At 66.6% G+C, this 16,329-nt stretch carries 12 protein-coding genes; 10 read left to right on the forward strand and 2 right to left on the reverse strand.

Annotated features, from left to right (window positions below; translation table 11 throughout):
• Entirely contained in the window at positions 1-2,796 is a 2,796-nt protein-coding gene (locus tag AC13GA_RS08825) for a beta-glucosidase family protein (RefSeq protein ID WP_482997900.1), read from the forward strand.
• A gap of 102 nt (positions 2,797-2,898) precedes the next feature.
• Here AC13GA_RS08825 and AC13GA_RS08830 read toward each other — a convergent pair whose 3' ends face one another.
• Positions 2,899-3,804 carry a LysR family transcriptional regulator gene (locus tag AC13GA_RS08830; RefSeq protein ID WP_136638112.1) on the reverse strand — a complete coding sequence of 302 codons (906 nt, stop codon included), beginning with the start codon at positions 3,802-3,804 and terminating at the stop codon, positions 2,899-2,901.
• A 105-nt stretch (positions 3,805-3,909) separates the two neighbouring features.
• Here AC13GA_RS08830 and AC13GA_RS08835 point away from each other — a divergent pair, with 105 nt between their 5' ends.
• The 3 genes from AC13GA_RS08835 to AC13GA_RS08845 all read left to right on the forward strand — a co-directional run bounded on the left by AC13GA_RS08835 (position 3,910) and on the right by AC13GA_RS08845 (position 7,767).
• Positions 3,910-5,268 carry an MFS transporter gene (locus AC13GA_RS08835; protein ID WP_482997901.1) on the forward strand — a complete coding sequence of 453 codons (1,359 nt, stop codon included), beginning with the start codon at positions 3,910-3,912 and terminating at the stop codon, positions 5,266-5,268.
• Positions 5,268-5,654: a DUF4440 domain-containing protein gene (locus AC13GA_RS08840; RefSeq protein ID WP_482997902.1), complete on the forward strand. Its 387-nt coding sequence runs from the start codon at positions 5,268-5,270 to the stop codon at positions 5,652-5,654. The genes AC13GA_RS08835 and AC13GA_RS08840 overlap by 1 nt, the downstream gene beginning before the upstream one ends.
• Before the next feature lie 202 nt (positions 5,655-5,856).
• Positions 5,857-7,767 carry a CocE/NonD family hydrolase gene (locus AC13GA_RS08845; protein ID WP_482997903.1) on the forward strand — a complete coding sequence of 637 codons (1,911 nt, stop codon included), beginning with the start codon at positions 5,857-5,859 and terminating at the stop codon, positions 7,765-7,767.
• Positions 7,768-7,889: 122 nt separating this feature from the next.
• Here AC13GA_RS08845 and AC13GA_RS08850 read toward each other — a convergent pair whose 3' ends face one another.
• Complete coding sequence (locus AC13GA_RS08850) at positions 7,890-8,843, reverse strand: helix-turn-helix transcriptional regulator (RefSeq protein ID WP_482997904.1); 954 nt, start codon at positions 8,841-8,843, stop codon at positions 7,890-7,892.
• Positions 8,844-9,288: 445 nt separating this feature from the next.
• Here AC13GA_RS08850 and AC13GA_RS08855 point away from each other — a divergent pair, with 445 nt between their 5' ends.
• The 6 genes from AC13GA_RS08855 to dld all read left to right on the forward strand — a co-directional run bounded on the left by AC13GA_RS08855 (position 9,289) and on the right by dld (position 16,227).
• Positions 9,289-10,047: an SDR family NAD(P)-dependent oxidoreductase gene (locus AC13GA_RS08855; protein WP_046986517.1), complete on the forward strand. Its 759-nt coding sequence runs from the start codon at positions 9,289-9,291 to the stop codon at positions 10,045-10,047.
• 129 nt (positions 10,048-10,176) lie between these two features.
• Entirely contained in the window at positions 10,177-10,626 is a 450-nt protein-coding gene (locus AC13GA_RS08860) for an MgtC/SapB family protein (protein ID WP_032129616.1), read from the forward strand.
• 280 nt (positions 10,627-10,906) lie between these two features.
• The gene (lldP, locus tag AC13GA_RS08865; protein ID WP_482997905.1) at positions 10,907-12,562 is read left to right on the forward strand and encodes an L-lactate permease; all 1,656 of its coding nucleotides are present in this window, start codon (positions 10,907-10,909) and stop codon (positions 12,560-12,562) included.
• A 53-nt stretch (positions 12,563-12,615) separates the two neighbouring features.
• The gene (gene lldR / locus AC13GA_RS08870; protein WP_012480578.1) at positions 12,616-13,380 is read left to right on the forward strand and encodes a transcriptional regulator LldR; all 765 of its coding nucleotides are present in this window, start codon (positions 12,616-12,618) and stop codon (positions 13,378-13,380) included.
• Between the two features lie 4 nt (positions 13,381-13,384).
• On the forward strand, positions 13,385-14,524 hold the full coding sequence (lldD, locus tag AC13GA_RS08875) for an FMN-dependent L-lactate dehydrogenase LldD (RefSeq protein ID WP_010485059.1): 1,140 nt from the start codon (positions 13,385-13,387) through the stop codon (positions 14,522-14,524).
• Complete coding sequence (dld, locus tag AC13GA_RS08880) at positions 14,521-16,227, forward strand: D-lactate dehydrogenase (RefSeq protein WP_136638108.1); 1,707 nt, start codon at positions 14,521-14,523, stop codon at positions 16,225-16,227. Before lldD ends, dld begins: the two co-directional genes overlap by 4 nt.
• Positions 16,228-16,329: the final 102 nt, after the last annotated feature.

The following is a 16,329-nucleotide window of genomic DNA, read 5'->3' on the forward strand; positions in this document are numbered from 1 at the left end:
ATGAAAACGTTTACAAAGCCGCTTGCACTGTCCCTGGCCCTGTCTGCCGCACTGGCCGCCCCGGCCTGGGCCGACCCAGCCGCGTTCACTGTGTTGACCCTGGAACAGGCCCCGACCGCCGAGGCGATGCCGGCCCTGGCCGCCCAGCTGAAGACCCTGCAGGTGGACGCGGTGAGCGTGCGCCAGGTGCAGCGTGGCATCGGCCAGGTCGATCCGCTGCAGCTGCTGGCCGATGGGCTGGGCTATGAGTACCGCTTCATTTCCACCGGCAAGGATGACGGCCAGACCCAGCACGGGCAGGCGGTACTGACCCGGCTGCCGATCGCGGCCGAATCCGGTCCCGACCAGCCGGGCCTGAACTACCTGCGCCTGGACGATGGCCGCCACACCGTAGCCGTCTACACCGATGCTGGTGCAGGCGCCGCACAGCTTCCGGCACTGGTCACGCGTTCGCGGCTGGGCGCACCGGCGGTGCTGCTCGGCGCGGTGGCCGGTGAATCGGCCAAGGCCGCAGGCTTCGATCCGGCGCGTGTCGCGTTGGAGGCCGATGCCAGCTACTTCAGCGATGGTTTCCAAGGCGCCAGCAGCGCGCCGTTCAAGGTGGAAGGCAGCGCCCTGCGTGCCACGTTGCTGACCCTGGCCTATGCCGCAGACAAGGGGGGTGAACGGCCATGGATGGACACTGCGCTCACCGCCGACGCGCGCGCTGCGCTGCTGCTGAAGGTGATGACCGAAGACGAGAAGTTCCAGATGCTGCACAGCTACTTCGGGCTGGGCAAGGATGGCGGCAAGCTGCCGGAAGGTGCGGTGGGTTCGGCCGGCTTCGTGCCGGAAGTAGCGCGCCTGGGCATTCCGTCGCAGCAGTCGGCCGATGCTGGCGTCGGCGTGACCAATCCGGGTGGCATCCGCCCGGGTGATTTCGCCACGGCAATGCCGTCGGGCCCGTCCACCGCCTCCACCTGGAACCGTGCGGTTGCCTTTGCCGGTGGTGCAACCATGGGCCGCGAAGCGTGGCAGCAGCGCTTCAACATCCTGCTGTCCGGCAGCGTCAACCTGCAGCGCGACCCGCGCAACGGCCGCAACTTCGAATATGCCGGTGAAGATCCGCTGCTGGCCGGCTCGATGGTCGGCGCGCTGATCCAGGGCGTGCAGAGCCAGCACGTGATCTCGTCGATGAAGCATTTCGCGCTGAACGACATGGAGACCCGCCGCAACTTCCACGACGTACGCATCGGCGAACAGGCCATGCACGAGTCGGACCTGCTGGCCTTCGAGATCGCGCTGGAAGCCGGGCGACCGGGCGTGGCGATGTGCTCGTACAACAAGATCAACGGCACCTACGGCTGCGAGAACGGCTACCTGATGAACCAGGTGCTGAAGCAGGAATGGAAGTTCCCCGGTTTCGTGATGTCCGACTGGGGCGGCGTACACAGCGGTTCGAAGGCGGCGCTGGCCGGCCTGGACCAGCAGTCGGCCGGTGAAGTGTTCGACGCGGCCGTGTTCTTCGACGAACCGCTGCGCCTGGCCGTGCACGGTGGCGTGGTGCCGATGGAGCGCCTGAACGACATGGTGGCGCGCATCCTGCGCACGATGTTCCTGCACGGCAACTTCGACAACCCGCCGCAGCACCAGAAGGTGGACGCCGAGGCTGGCTTCGCCGTCGCCCAGCGCACGGTGGAAGAAGGCAGCGTGCTGCTGCGCAATGAAGGCAACCTGCTGCCGCTGGCCGACAGCGTGAAGCGCATCGTCATCATCGGCGGCCACGCCGACAAGGGCGTGATCGGTGGCGGTGGTTCGTCGATGGTGGGCGTGACCGCCAAGGGCACCAACGCGGTGCCGGGCGTGCTGCCGACCACCTGGCCGGGCCCGGTGATCTTCCACCCGTCCTCGCCGCTGGAATCGCTGCGTGCGGCGCGTCCGGACGCGACCATCGAGTATGTGGACGGCACCAATGCCGCCGCTGCGGCCAAGGCTGCTGCGCAGGCCGACGTGGCCATCGTGTTCGCCACCCAGTGGGCCGCCGAATCGGTGGACCTGCCGGACATGCAGCTGCCGGACAACCAGGATGCACTGATCTCGGCGGTGGCCAAGGCAAACCCGAAGACCGTGCTGGTGCTGGAAACCAACGGCCCGGTGCGCACGCCGTGGCTGGCGCAGGTGCCGGCGATGCTGCAGGCCTGGTACCCGGGTATCCGCGGTGGCGAAGGCATTGCCGCACTGCTGACCGGCCAGGTCAATCCGTCCGGCCGCCTGCCGGTGACCTGGGTGACGGATGAATCGCAGTTGCCGCGCCCGCACATCGACGGCCTCGGCTTCAAGCCGGCCAAGCCGTTCGGTGATGTGTTCGATTTCGATATCGAAGGTGCCAACGTCGGCTACAAGTGGATGGCGGCCAAGGGCCTGACCCCGACCTTCGCGTTCGGCCACGGCCTGTCCTACACCTCGTTCGCCTATGAAAACCTGAAGGTGAGCGTGGAAGGCTCGCGCCTGGTCGCCAGCGTCGACATCCGCAACACCGGCAAGCGCGCCGGTGCCGACGTGGCCCAGCTGTACCTGAAGCTGCCGGCCGGCAGCACCACGCCGATCCGCCTGATCGGCTACGACAAGGTGATCCTGCAGCCGGGCGAACAGCGCCGCATCCGCATCGAAGCCGAGCCGAAGACCCTGGCCCACTACGATGCGCAGGCGCGGCAGTGGAAGATCGATGGCGGCACCTACCAGGTGCAGCTGTCGCGCAATGCCGCCGCCCCGCTGCAGAGCGTGGATGTACAACTGGTGGAGCAGGTGCTGCGCTGATCTGGCGCAGTCCTGATGGTTGATGAGACGGCCCCGCAAGGGGCCGTGTCTGTTTGCGGACTGCCGCTGCGCTCGCCGGGCCATGCCCGACGGGCGCCGTCATCACCCGGGCGTGCCGGTGAACCACCCGCGCAGGAAGTCGATCAGCTGCCGCACCTTCGGCGAGGGTTGCGTGCTGTGTGGGTAGACCGCGTACACGCTCTGCAGCGGGAATCGATGCTGACGCAGCACCGGACGCAGCCGGTCCTGGGCCAGATCGTCCTCGATCAACCAGCGTGGCAGCACGGTGACGCCGGCACCGGCCACGGCGAAGGCGCGCAGGCTGCTGGCGCCATCCACGCGCACCACCGCATTACCCGGGTTGGTGGCAAACAGTGCGTCGCTGCCGTCGGGCGCGACCACCGGCACGTCGGCCAGGCGCGGATAGCCGAGCCGGGGCAGGGTGCCCAGCTGCACGGGGTCGTCGGCAGCATCGACAGAGGACAGGCGGGCCAGCAGGGACGGAGCCGCCACCGCGGATAGTGGATGGCGTTCCAGTTCGCTGGCATGCAGCCCTGAGTCCGGCAGGCGGCCGAGGCGGATCGCCAGGTCGAAGCGTTCGGGAATCAGGTCGGCCGGTGCCGGTGAGGTCGACAGGTGCAGCTGCAGGGCCGGATGCCGCGCACGGAACGCCTCCAACGCAGGAATCAAGCGTAGCTGGGCGTACTCCGGCGTAGTGGTCAGGCGCAGCACGCCCTGCAGCTGGTGCTGGTCGCGGCGCGCGGCATCGATCGCCGCCTGCGCGGCATCCAGCGCCTGCACGCAGTGTTGGAGGAACTGTTCGCCGGCCTCGGTCAGGGCCAGGTGGCGCGTACTGCGCAGCAACAGGGTCACGCCCAGCTCCTGTTCCAGCCGCTTCAGGTTGAAGCTGACCACTGCGCGGCTCAGGCCCAGGCGGTCGGCGGCGGCGGTCAGGCTGCCGGCCTCGACCACGGCACGGAAGATATCGAAGCGATCGAGGCTGACCATGGTGATCCATTGTCAAAACAGGTTTGACAGTGTTGCAGCTGCCGTCGTGTTTTTACAACAAAGCACTGGCGGCATGCTGGCCGCTTCCCTGCTGGAGCGCCACCGATGCCGTCCCCCCGCCTGCGCCATGAGGCGATCTTCCTGCTGGTGTTCGCCCTGGATCTGGTCAACATGTTCATCGCCACGGTGGCCTATCCGGCGCTGGCGGCGGAGCTGCACGTTGACATCGGCACGCTTGCCTGGGTGGGCACCGCCTACATGCTGGGCCTGAGCGTGGTGATTCCGCTGGCGCCCTGGCTGGCCGCGCGCTGTGGTGAACGCCGCTTGCTGCTGGCGGCGTTGCTGCTGTTCGCCGCCTCCGCCGTATTGGCCGGGGCTGCGCCGGATATCGGCTGGCTGCTCGGGTGGAGGCTGCTGCAGGGCCTGGCCGGTGGCCTGCTGATTCCGGTGGCACAGGCGGCAGCGTACCGGCACTGCACGCCCGACCAACGTGGCGCGCTGACCCGCCGCATCCTGCTGGTGGCGCTGCTGGTGCCGGCACTGGCGCCCGCGCTCGGTGGGCTGCTGGTGCAGTGGTTGTCCTGGCGCGGTGTGCTGTGGGCCAGCCTGCCGCTGGCGGTGGCGGCAATCGGGCTGGTGCTGGCGTGGATGCCCGCCGATGACGCGCGTAGCGCACCTCGCCTGCAGGCCTATGCGCTGTCTACCGCGATGCTGGCGCTGGGCGCGCTGCTGCTGGCGCTGACCTGGCTGGGCGAACCCGGCCATCGGGCCGCGGGTGCCGTACTGCTGCTGATCGCATTGCTGCTGGCGGCGGCCCACCTGCGCCACGCACGCAGGCAGGCGCAGCCACTGCTGCGCTGGTCGCTGCTGTCCCATCGCGGGCTGCGGCTGGCGATGCTGGTCTATCTGGCCGTACCCGGTGTGTTCATCGGCAGCCAGCTGGTCAGCACCCTGCAGTTGCACCAGGCGGGTTACAGCGCGGCACGCATCGGTGGGTTGATGCTGCCGTGGGCGCTGGCCTCGGCCATTGCGATCACAGCCAGCAAGCGCCTGCTGGCCCGTTTCGGCGCAGCCAGGGTGTTGCGTGCGGGCATGGTCCTGCAGGCCAGCGGCCTGCTGTTGATGGCGCTGCTGCCGCAGCCGCACGTCGCCTTGGCCGGGCTGCTGTTCGCGCTGATGGGCGCCGGCGGCAGCCTGTGCAGCAGTACGGCGCAGACGCTGGCCTTCCATGGTGTGGAGGGTGAGGCGCTGGGTGACGCAAGTGCCCTCTGGAATCTCAATCGCCAGCTCAGCTTCTGCCTCGGTACTGCTGCCATTGCGCTGCTGCTGGCACTGGCCATGCAATGGCTGCCGGCCCACGCCACCGGCGTGGCGCTGGGTCTGGCCGCGGTACTGACACTGTTGCCGATGGCGCTGCTGCGCCGACCGCAGTTGCTCACTCTTTCACAACCGGAGAACACCTGATGGCTACCACCGCAGAACAAGAAGTCCACCTCCTGCACGACAAGCTGCAGACCTGGTTCCGTGCCGACGTCGGCAGCGACGCGCTGGAGGATCTGATGGCGCATTTCTGCGCGGACTTCAGCATGGTCGGCATCGCGGGTCGCAGGCTGGACCGGAATGCCGTGCAGGCGCTGTTCGCGGGCGGCCATGGCGCGCGTCCAGGGCTGCAGATTTCCATCGACGCCGTGCAGCCGGTGGAAGCGCCTTCACCGCTGGCGGTGCTGCGCTATCGCGAAGGGCATTCGATCGATGGCAGCAAACCCGTATGGCGGGAATCGCTGGCGGTGCTGCGCCAGGAAGCAGGGCGCTGGCGCTGGCTGGCGCTGCAGGAGGTTCAAGCGGGTTGATGGATCCGGCGGGCATGGCCCGGCGCTGCTCTATGACCCGCGCGGTGGGTAGCGCCGGGCCATGCCCGGCGAGCGCAGCGGCAGTGAGGGGCACATGTGCCATCAGTCCTGCCTGCATCCACCGCAGAATGCAAAGCCCGCCCACACTTCACGGCTCCAGGCAGGAGTAGGCTTGATGCTTTCCTGCCGGGAGGGGTTGTCCATGCGTGTGCGTGCCGTCGCTGTAGCCATTGCCCTTTGCCTGTCCAGCACCGTGCTGGCCACCGAAACCCCGCCGATGACCCCGGACATCAGCGGCAAGCCCTTCGTTGCCCCCGATGTCGGTCGTGACTACGACAAGCGCGTGGTGATGGTGCCGATGCGTGATGGCACCAAGCTGTATACGGTGATCGTGGTGCCCAAGGGTGCGCGCAATGCGCCAATCCTGCTCACCCGCACGCCCTACGACGCTGCCGGTCGCGCCAGCCGCAGTGATTCGCCGCGCATGCGCGACCTGCTGCCGCAGGGCGACGAGGTGTTCGTCGACGGCGGCTATATCCGCGTGTTCCAGGACATCCGTGGCAAGTACGGCTCCGAAGGCGATTACGTGATGACCCGGCCGCTGCGCGGGCCGTTGAACAACACCAAGGTGGACCACTCCACCGATGCCTGGGACACCATCGACTGGCTGGTGAAGAACGTGCCGGAGAGCAATGGCAAGGTCGGCATGCTCGGCTCGTCGTACGAGGGCTTCACCGTGGTGATGGCGCTGACCGACCCGCACCCGGCGCTGAAGGTGGTTGCGCCGCAGAGCCCGATGGTCGATGGCTGGATGGGCGATGACTGGCTCAACTACGGCGCGTTCCGCCAGGTCAACTTCAACTACTTCGCGATGCAGACCGAGAAGCGCGGCAAGGGCACGCCGTTGCCCAGTCTCGGCTACGACGACTACAGCACCTTCCTGCGCATCGGTTCGGCCGGGGACTACGCGCGTTTCACCGGCGTGGACCAGCTGACCTGGTGGAAGAAGCTGGTCGAGCACCCGGCCTACGATGGCTTCTGGCAGGGCCAGGCGCTGGACGCGGTGATGGCGAAGACACAGTTGAAGGTGCCGACCATGTGGCTGCAGGGCCTGTGGGACCAGGAAGACATGTGGGGTGCCAACCACGCCTACCAGGCGATGGAAGGGCGCGACAGCGGCAACAACCGCAACTACCTGGTGATGGGCCCGTGGCGGCACAGTCAGGTGAACTACAGCGGCAGCGAGCTGGGTGCGTTGAAGTTCGATGGCGATACCGCGTTGCAGTTCCGCCGTGACGTGCTCAAGCCGTTCTTCGACCAGTACCTGGTGGACGGTGCGCCGAAGGCGGACACTCCGCCGGTGCTGATCTACAACACCGGCGAGAACCATTGGGATCGCCTCAAGGGTTGGCCGCGCAGCTGCGACAAGGGCTGTGCCGCCGGCAGCAAACCGCTGTACCTGCGTGCCGGCGGCAAGCTGGCGTTCCAGGCGCCGGCGGCGGGCGAGGGTGACTTCGAGGAATACGTGTCCGACCCGGCCAAGCCGGTGCCGTTCGTGCCGCGCCCGGTGCGTTTCGGTGACCGCGACATGTGGACCACCTGGCTGGTCAAGGATCAGCGTTTCGTCGATGGTCGCCCGGACGTGCTGACCTTCATCACCGAACCGCTGACCGCGCCGCTGCGCATCGGCGGCGCACCGGTGGTGCATCTGCAGGCGTCGACCAGTGGCACCGACAGCGACTGGGTGGTGAAGCTGATCGACGTGTATCCGGACCAGGAAGCGTCGACGCCGGAGATGGGCGGTTACGAGCTGCCGGTGTCGCTGGCGATCTTCCGCGGCCGCTACCGCGAGAGCTTCAGCGATCCGAAGCCGCTGGCCGCCAACGAAGTGCTGCCGTATCGCTTCGACCTGCCCAATGCCAACCACACCTTCCAGAAGGGGCACCGGGTGATGGTGCAGGTGCAGTCCAGCCTGTTCCCGCTGTATGACCGCAATCCGCAGACCTACGTGCCGAACATCTACCTGGCCAAGCCGGGCGATTACCAGAAGGCCACGCAGCGGGTCTGGCACAGCGCGGCGCAGGCGAGCTACATCGATCTGCCGGTGTATTGAGGTTGATGAGGTACGCCGGGTGCGCGATGCCTGGCGGCTGCGGTAGGGCCGGCCGCTGGCCGGCATCCGCGGTGGTGTGAAAGCGTGTCGACCAAGGTCGACACCTGCCAGGGCACGGGCCTTCAGCCTACCTTCGACGGACCGGTGCGCCAGCGGCTGGGTACCAGTCCGAAACGCTTGCGGAACGCGGCAGCGAAGTTGCTGGGGTGGCGGTAACCACTGGCGGCCGCAGCCTGCTCGACGGTCCAACCGTCCTCGCGCAGGCCTTGTTCGGCGTGGCGCATGCGCTGCTCGTGCAGGTAGTCGAACACCGAGCAGCCATATTGCTGGGCAAAGTGGCGGCGCAGCGAGCTCGGGCTCATGCAGGCCAGCTGGGCCAGTTCGACAAGGCTGTGGGTGTGGCTCGGATCGTCATGCAGGTAGGCGCGTACGCGTTCCAGTCGCTCGCGCTGGCCCGCGCGCAATGCGCGCACCTGGTCGGACTGCAGATCTTCGGCTTGCAGGCCAACGGCCAGCAGCTGCAGGGCCACGCCTTCGCGCCACAACGCGTCGATGCCGTCCTGCCAGGGGCTGTCGAACAACTGTCCCAGCACCGGCAACAGGGTGTGCGGAATCGCCCAATGACGGCACTCCAGGTGAGTGCTGAGCGCAGTCTCCAGCTGCGGCAGCTGGAACAGGTCCGGATCGATCTTGGCCGGCACCATGACGCTGACCCCGCGCATTCGTGTCTCACCCGGATGTGCACCGGTCATTTCGACCTGCTCGCGGTGGTGGGCAGTCATGGCGGTGCCGGCGCGCAGGGTAAATCCGGGGCGGCGCGGAACACGTACATCGACCTGGCCCTGCAACATCACGCGGATGGCCAGGCCGGGACTCTGCTGGGCGGTTGCCACATACGGGAAACGATTATGGACGTCGGAGGCGATCAGGCTCATGCCACCGCGCAGGAACTGTTCGTTGACCTCGCCGTGGCCGGCCCACTGGTCATCGCGCAGGTGTTCCGGATCGGCGCGGTAGTCGAAGCCGTGGCGGTGGCCGAAGCGGCGGTAATCGGCAAAGGTGAAGTATCGGGACATTGCTCGGCACTTGCATTGGAGGTGGACACTGGCAGCACCTGACCCATGCGCTCTGCAATGCAGATGCATTTCCGATCGATACCTGCGTGGACACGCTGCGACGCGTCGGAGGCGGTATCTGGAAGGGCTGGGGAAACGCCAGATTGGAATGAATGTGTCAAAGAAACTGGAAGCGTTTCCCATTGTCGCCGCGATTCACCCACATTTGATTTCGAGATGGTCAAAACCATTGATCAATACGGCCAAGTTGAATGCTTCGTAGAACATACGGCGGCGTTTTGCCTGCATATCCGTACGTAATTCCATACATCAACTTGGGTTGAGGTTTTATCGATGGAACGATCGCCTGCGGACACGCTGTCTGCTGGGCCATCACAGGCGGAGGCGTAGCGTGAGGGGTTAACGGCGACAGGCCGCACTGATCCCCCACAGATGGAGAGCACAGATGATTGATTACCAGCTCACCGGCAAGACCGCGATCGTGACCGGCGGTGTATCCGGCATCGGTCTGGCGGTCGCGCAGACCCTTGCCGCATCCGGTGCGCGTATTTCGGTATGGGACCTGAAGCAGGAGGCAGTTGATGCCACGGTGGCGCAATTGCAGGGCAGCGGCGTGCAGGCGATCGGCATCGCGCTGGACGTGACCGATGATGCGGCCGTCGAAGCGGCGGTGCAGCGCACGGTGAAGGAACTGGGCGGTGTGCACATCGCGGTCAACAATGCGGGCATCAGTGGGCCGGCTGCCAGCAGTGGTGACTATCCGGTGGAGGGATGGCAGCGCGTGATCGACGTCAACCTGACCAGCGTATTCCTGTGCCAGCGTGCGCAGATCCAGGCCATGCGTGCGGCAGGTTCCGGTGGCAGCATCATCAACATGGCCTCGATCCTGGGCCAGGTGGGCTATGCCGGTTCCACTGCGTACGTGGCGGCCAAGCACGGCGTGGTGGGGCTGACCCAGACCGCTGCCTGGGAACATGCCGCCGACGGCATCCGTGTCAACGCGGTCGGCCCGGGTTTCATCAGCACGCCGCTGCTGGACAAGATGGATGCCAAGGTGCGCGCGACGCTGGAAGGGCGCCATGCGTTGAAACGGCTGGGCACGGCCGAGGAAGTGGCGGCGCTGGTTGCCTGGCTGGCCAGCGACGATGCCTCGTTCGCGACCGGCGCGTACTACGCCATCGATGGTGGCTATCTGGCGCAATGATGCGGTGATCGCAGGCGACGGTGACGCCGGGCATGGCCCGGCGATACCGGGTGAACGGGCTGTGGTGTGGCCTTCACCGCTGTGCCACGGCTGCTGCGCAACGCTCCGGAAAACTCCCGGAGCTTGCCCATGGAACTCACCCAGGATGTCTCGATCCTGCTGCGCGTGGCCGCAGCGATGCTGTTCGGCGGGGTACTCGGCGTCGAGCGCGAAATGGGCAAGCACGCCGCCGGCCTGCGCACCCACATGTTGATTGCCGGTGCGGCCGCACTGATCGTCGGCCTCGGTGATTCGGTGGCCGAGCACTTCCAGCAGGAGCGCTACCGTGACCTGCTGCAGGTCGACCCGGTGCGCCTGATTGAAGCAGTGGTTGCCTGTGTGGGCTTCGTCGCCGCCGGCACCATCCTGCGCGGCTCACGCGAGGACCAGGTCAGCGGCCTGACCACTGCCAGCTCGCTGATCATGGCCGCGGCCATCGGGATTGCGGTGGGTATCGGCAAGTATGTGATTGCCATTGGAGTGAGCGTGCTGTGCGTGCTGGTGCTGGCGGTGATGCGGCGGCTGGAGAAGAAGATCTGACTGGCGAGGTGGTCTGGGGATGGACCAGAGCCCCTTCGGGGATCCGATCCCGGGTGCCTGGCAGGGTCGGATCCCCGAAGGGGCTCTGACCCTGATGTTGTGCGAATGGTAAGACCAATATGGCATCTAGCCCTATGGTCTAATAGGCACTTCGCCGGAGTGGCGGTTAAATCCGCTCCACGTGGTTCGCTGATATGACTTATTGGTACGACCAATAAGTATCGGCCACGGCGACCCACCGCCTGCGGTGGAGCACATCCCGCCCCAGTCGAGAGCCTTCATGCAGCCCTGGCAACACCTGTACGACCCCGCCGGCAACCTGTGGTTGTCCAGCCTGATCGCGCTGCTGCCGATCGCGTTCTTCTTCATCGCCCTGGCGGTGCTGCGCATGAAGGGCTGGATCGCCGGCACCATCACGGTGGCCATCGCGCTTGCCGTGGCGCTGCTGTTCTATCGTATGCCGGTGGCGCAGGCGCTGGGCGCGGCCGGCTTCGGCTTCGTCTACGGCCTGTGGCCGATCGCCTGGATCATCATCGGCGCGGTGTTCCTGTACAAGGTTTCGGTCAAGACCGGCCAGTTCGACATCATCCGTGCCTCGATCCTGTCGGTCACCGAGGACCAGCGATTGCAGATGCTGATGGTCGGCTTTGCCTTCGGCGCCTTCCTGGAAGGTGCAGCCGGGTTTGGTGCGCCGGTGGCAATCACCGCCGCGCTGCTGGTCGGGCTGGGCTTCAAGCCACTGTATGCCGCCGGCCTTTGCCTGATCGTCAACACCGCGCCGGTGGCGTTCGGTGCAATGGGCATCCCGATCATCGTGGCCGGGCAGGTCACCGGCCTGGATGCATTCGAGATCGGCCAGATGGCCGGCCGCCAGCTGCCGTTCCTGACCATCATAGTGCTGTTCTGGATCATGGCGATCATGGACGGCTGGCGCGGCATCAAGGAAACCTGGCCGGCGGTGCTGGTGGCCGGCGGTTCGTTCGCCATCGCCCAGTACCTGACCTCCAACTTCATCGGCCCGGAGCTGCCGGACATCACCGCCTCGCTGGCGTCGCTGGTCTGCCTGACCCTGTTCCTGCGCCGCTGGAAGCCGGTACGGATCTTCCGCTTCGATACCGAAACCAGCGCCGAGGCCGCACAGGCAATGGAGGCGCCGCGGCACAGCGTCGGCCAGATCGCCAAGGCATGGTCGCCGTTCCTGATCCTCACCGCGATGGTCACGCTGTGGAGCATCAAACCGTTCAAGTCGCTGTTCGCGGCGGGCGGCCCGCTGGAAAGCTGGGTGCTGAAGATCCCGGTGCCGGGCCTGGACCAGATGGTGCAGAAGATGCCGCCGATCGTGGATGCACCGCTCAGCTACGAGGCGATCTACAAGTTTGATTGGTTCTCGGCCACCGGTACCTCGATCATCCTGGCCGCGGTGATCGCGATCATCGCGCTGCGCATGCCAGCCCGTTCGGCGCTGCAGACCTTCGGCGAAACCGTGCGTGAGCTGCGCATGCCGATCTACTCGATCGGCATGGTGCTGGCCTTTGCCTTCATCGCCAACTATTCGGGCCTGTCGGCAACGCTGGCGCTGGCATTGGCGCACACCGGCGACGCATTCCCGTTCTTCTCGCCGTTCCTGGGTTGGCTGGGCGTGTTCCTGACCGGTTCGGATACCTCGTCCAATGCGCTGTTCTCTGCACTGCAGGCCACCACCGCGCAGCAGATCGGCGTATCCGACGTGCTGCTGGTGGCCGCCAATACCACCGGCGGTGTCACCGGCAAGATGATCTCGCCGCAGTCGATCGCCATTGCCTGCGCGGCGGTCGGCCTGGCCGGCAAGGAATCGGACCTGTTCCGTTTCACGGTCAAGCACAGCCTGATCTTCACTACGATGGTTGGCCTGATCACCCTGGCCCAGGCCTACTGGCTGACCTGGATGATTCCCTGAGCCATGCCGCGTGGTCTGACCCTCTGTTACGCGCTTCGGGCCACAATGGCGCCATGAGCACGCAACGTATTTCGGACAAGGTGGCCGCGCAGCTGCGCGGCCTGGTGCAGGAACAACGGCTGCAACCGGGTGACCGGCTTCCGGCCGAGCGTACCCTGGCGGTGCAGCTGGGGGTCTCGCGCACGGCGTTGCGCGAGGCCATCGCGCAGCTGGCCAGCCAGGGCCTGCTGACCGCACGGGTTGGTGGCGGCACCTACGTGGCCGAACCCGCGGCACGCGCACGGCAGGCGCTGGATGAACCGCTGGCGCCGTACCTGCCGCTGTTCCAGGGCGACCCGGAATACCGTTTCGACGTGCTGGAGATCCGCCACGCGCTGGAAGGTGCCACCGCCTGGCATGCAGCGCTGCGTGCCACCGACGAGGACCGCACGCGTATCGCGCAGGCCTTCCAGACCATGATGGACGCGCACGGCAAGGACGACCCCACCGGTGAAGCGGAGGCTGACGCGGCCTTCCACCTGTCCATCGCCGAGGCCTCGCACAACCTGGTACTGCTGCAGGTGATGCGCGGCCTGTTCGAGCTGCTGCAGACCAACATCTCGCAGAGCCGCGAAAAGCTCTACACCTCGGCGAGGACCTTCTCGCCGCTGTCCGACCAGCACCGCGAGATGATGGATGCGGTGCTGGCAGGTGATCCCGAACGCGCGCGCGCCGCCGCGCATGCCCACCTCGAGTTCGTGCACACCACGCTGCGCACCCTCGATGACAACGAAGCCCGGCGTGCGCGGGCCTCGCGTCTACCTTCCCCACACGGTTGACCCCATGATCATCTCCGCCTCCACCGATTACCGTGCCGCAGCGCAACGCCGGCTGCCGCCGTTCCTGTTCCACTACATCGATGGCGGCGCGTATGCCGAGCACACGCTGAAGCGCAATGTTTCCGACCTGTCCGACATCGCGCTGCGCCAGCGCATCCTGCGCAACATGTCCGACCTGAGCCTGGAAACCGAGTTGTTCGGCGAAAAGCTGGCGATGCCGGTGGCGCTGGCGCCTGTCGGCCTGACCGGCATGTATGCCCGACGCGGTGAAGTACAGGCGGCGCGCGCGGCCGACAGCCGCGGCATCCCGTTCACCCTGTCCACCGTGTCGGTGTGCCCGATCGAGGAAGTGGCACCGGCGATCCAGCGACCGATGTGGTTCCAGCTGTATGTGCTGCGCGACCGTGGCTTCATGCGTAACGCGCTGGAGCGCGCGCAGGCGGCGGGTGTAACCACCTTGGTATTCACTGTCGACATGCCGGTGCCGGGCGCGCGCTATCGTGACGCGCACTCGGGCATGAGCGGCCCGAACGCCTCGCTGCGCCGTATCGGCCAGGCCATCACCCACCCGCACTGGGCGTGGGACGTGGGCCTGTTCGGCCGCCCGCACGACCTGGGAAACATCTCCACCTACCGTGGCAACCCGACCGGGCTGGAGGACTATATCGGCTGGCTGGGCAGCAACTTCGATCCCTCGATTTCGTGGAAGGACCTGGAGTGGATCCGCGAGTTCTGGAAGGGCCCGATGGTGATCAAGGGCATCCTTGACCCGGATGACGCGCGTGATGCGGTCAAGTTCGGCGCCGATGGCATCGTGGTCTCCAACCACGGTGGCCGCCAGCTCGATGGCGTGCTGTCCACCGCACGCGCACTGCCGGCCATCGCCGATGCGGTGCAGGGCGACCTGAAGATCCTCGCTGATTCCGGCATCCGTACCGGCCTGGACGTGGTGCGCATGCTGGCGCTCGGTGCCGACACCGTGCTGCTGGGCCGTGCCTTCGTCTACGCGCTGGCCGCGCAGGGCGAGGCCGGCGTGGCCAACCTGCTGGACCTGATCGCCAAGGAAATGCGCGTGGCGATGACCCTGACCGGCGCGCGCCGCATCGCCGATATCGGCCGCGATTCGCTGGTCAGCCTGCCATGAGTGGTCACGATGCCATGCTGGCGCAGTTGCGCGACGCAGTCGGCAGCGGCCACGTACTGACCGGCGACAAGGCCACGCGCCGTTTCCGCCGTGGCTATCGTTTCGGTGATGGCCCGGTGCTGGCGGTGGTGCGCCCGGGCACGCTGCTGGAACTGTGGCGTGTGCTGCAGGCGGCGGTGCAGGGCGGAGCGGCGATCATCCTGCAGGCAGCCAACACCGGCCTGACGGGTGGCTCAACCCCGGATGGCAACGACTACGGGCGGCCGATCGTGCTGGTCAGCACGCTGCGCCTGACCGGCATCCAGCTGTTGAACGAAGGCCGGCAGGTGCTGTGCCTGCCCGGCGCCACGCTGGACCGGCTGGAGCAGACGCTGGCGCCACTGGGCCGCGAACCGCATTCGGTGATCGGTTCGTCCTGCATCGGCGCCTCGGTGCTGGGCGGCATCTGCAACAACTCCGGTGGCGCGCTGGTGCGCCGTGGCCCGGCCTACACCGAGCTGGCGCTGTATGCGCAGGTCGATGCGCAGGGCCAGTTGCAGCTGGTCAATCATCTGGGTATCGCGCTGGGTGATACACCCGAGCAGATCCTGCAGCGCCTGCAGGCCGGCGACTATGCTGCTGCCGACGTGGGTGACGGCGACGGCCGCGCCGCCTCCGATCCACGCTACGCCGACGAAGTGCGGCGGGTCGATGCCGATACCCCGGCGCGCTTCAACGCCGATCCCAGCCGCCACTTCGAAGCTGCCGGTTCGGCCGGCAAGCTTGCGGTGTTCGCGGTGCGCCTGGATACCTTCGAGAAGGAGTCCGCCGAGGTCTTCTATATCGGAAGTAACCGCACCGACAGCCTCACCGCGATCCGGCGCCAGCTGCTGACCGGGTTCGAGCGCCTGCCGATTGCCGGCGAGTACATCCACCGCGATGCCTATGACATCGGCGAGCGCTACGGCAAGGACAGTTTCCTGCTGATCGACAAGCTCGGTACCGCGCGCGTTCCGGCCGCATTCGCACTGAAGAGCCGGGTTGATGGCTGGTTCGAACGGCTGGGCCTGCGCGGTATCACCGACCGCATGATGCAATTGCTGACCGGTCTGTTGCCCTCGCACCTGCCCAAGCGCATGGGCGAGTTCCGCCAGCGTTACGAGCATCATCTGTTGCTGAAGGTCTCCGCGCAGGACGCAGCGGAAACCGAGGCCTGGCTGCGCGGCTTCTTCGCCGACCATGAGGGCGGTTACTTCCACTGCACGGCCGAAGAGGGACGCAAGGCGTTCCTGCATCGCTTCGCCGTGGCCGGTGCCGCGGTGCGCTACCGCGAAGTGCATCGCGATCAGGTGCAGGACATCGTGGCGCTGGATATTGCCCTGCGCCGGGATGATGCCGACTGGTTCGAGCAGTTGCCGGCCGATATAGACGGCCGCCTGCTGCACAAGCTGTATTACGGGCACTTCCTGTGCCACGTGTTCCACCAGGACTACATCGCGCGCAAGGGTGAAGATCCGATGGCCATCGAGCATGCGATGTGGGCGCTGCTGGACCAGCGCGGTGCCGAGTATCCGGCCGAGCACAACGTCGGCCACCTGTACCCGGCCAAGCCGGCGCTGGCGGGGTTCTACAAGCAGCTGGACCCGAGCAACACCTTCAATCCCGGCATCGGACAGACCTCGAAAGCGAAGGGCTGGGGTGGCTGCGACTGTAGTGGGCATTGACGGATACAACGTGGCTTTACTGTAGAGCCGAGCCTATGCTCGGCTGCTCTTCCCGACAGACAGCAGTCGTGCAAGCTCGACTCTACCGGAGCAGCGGTTACC

Source organism: Stenotrophomonas sp. 22DLJC03 (genome assembly GCF_056861405.1).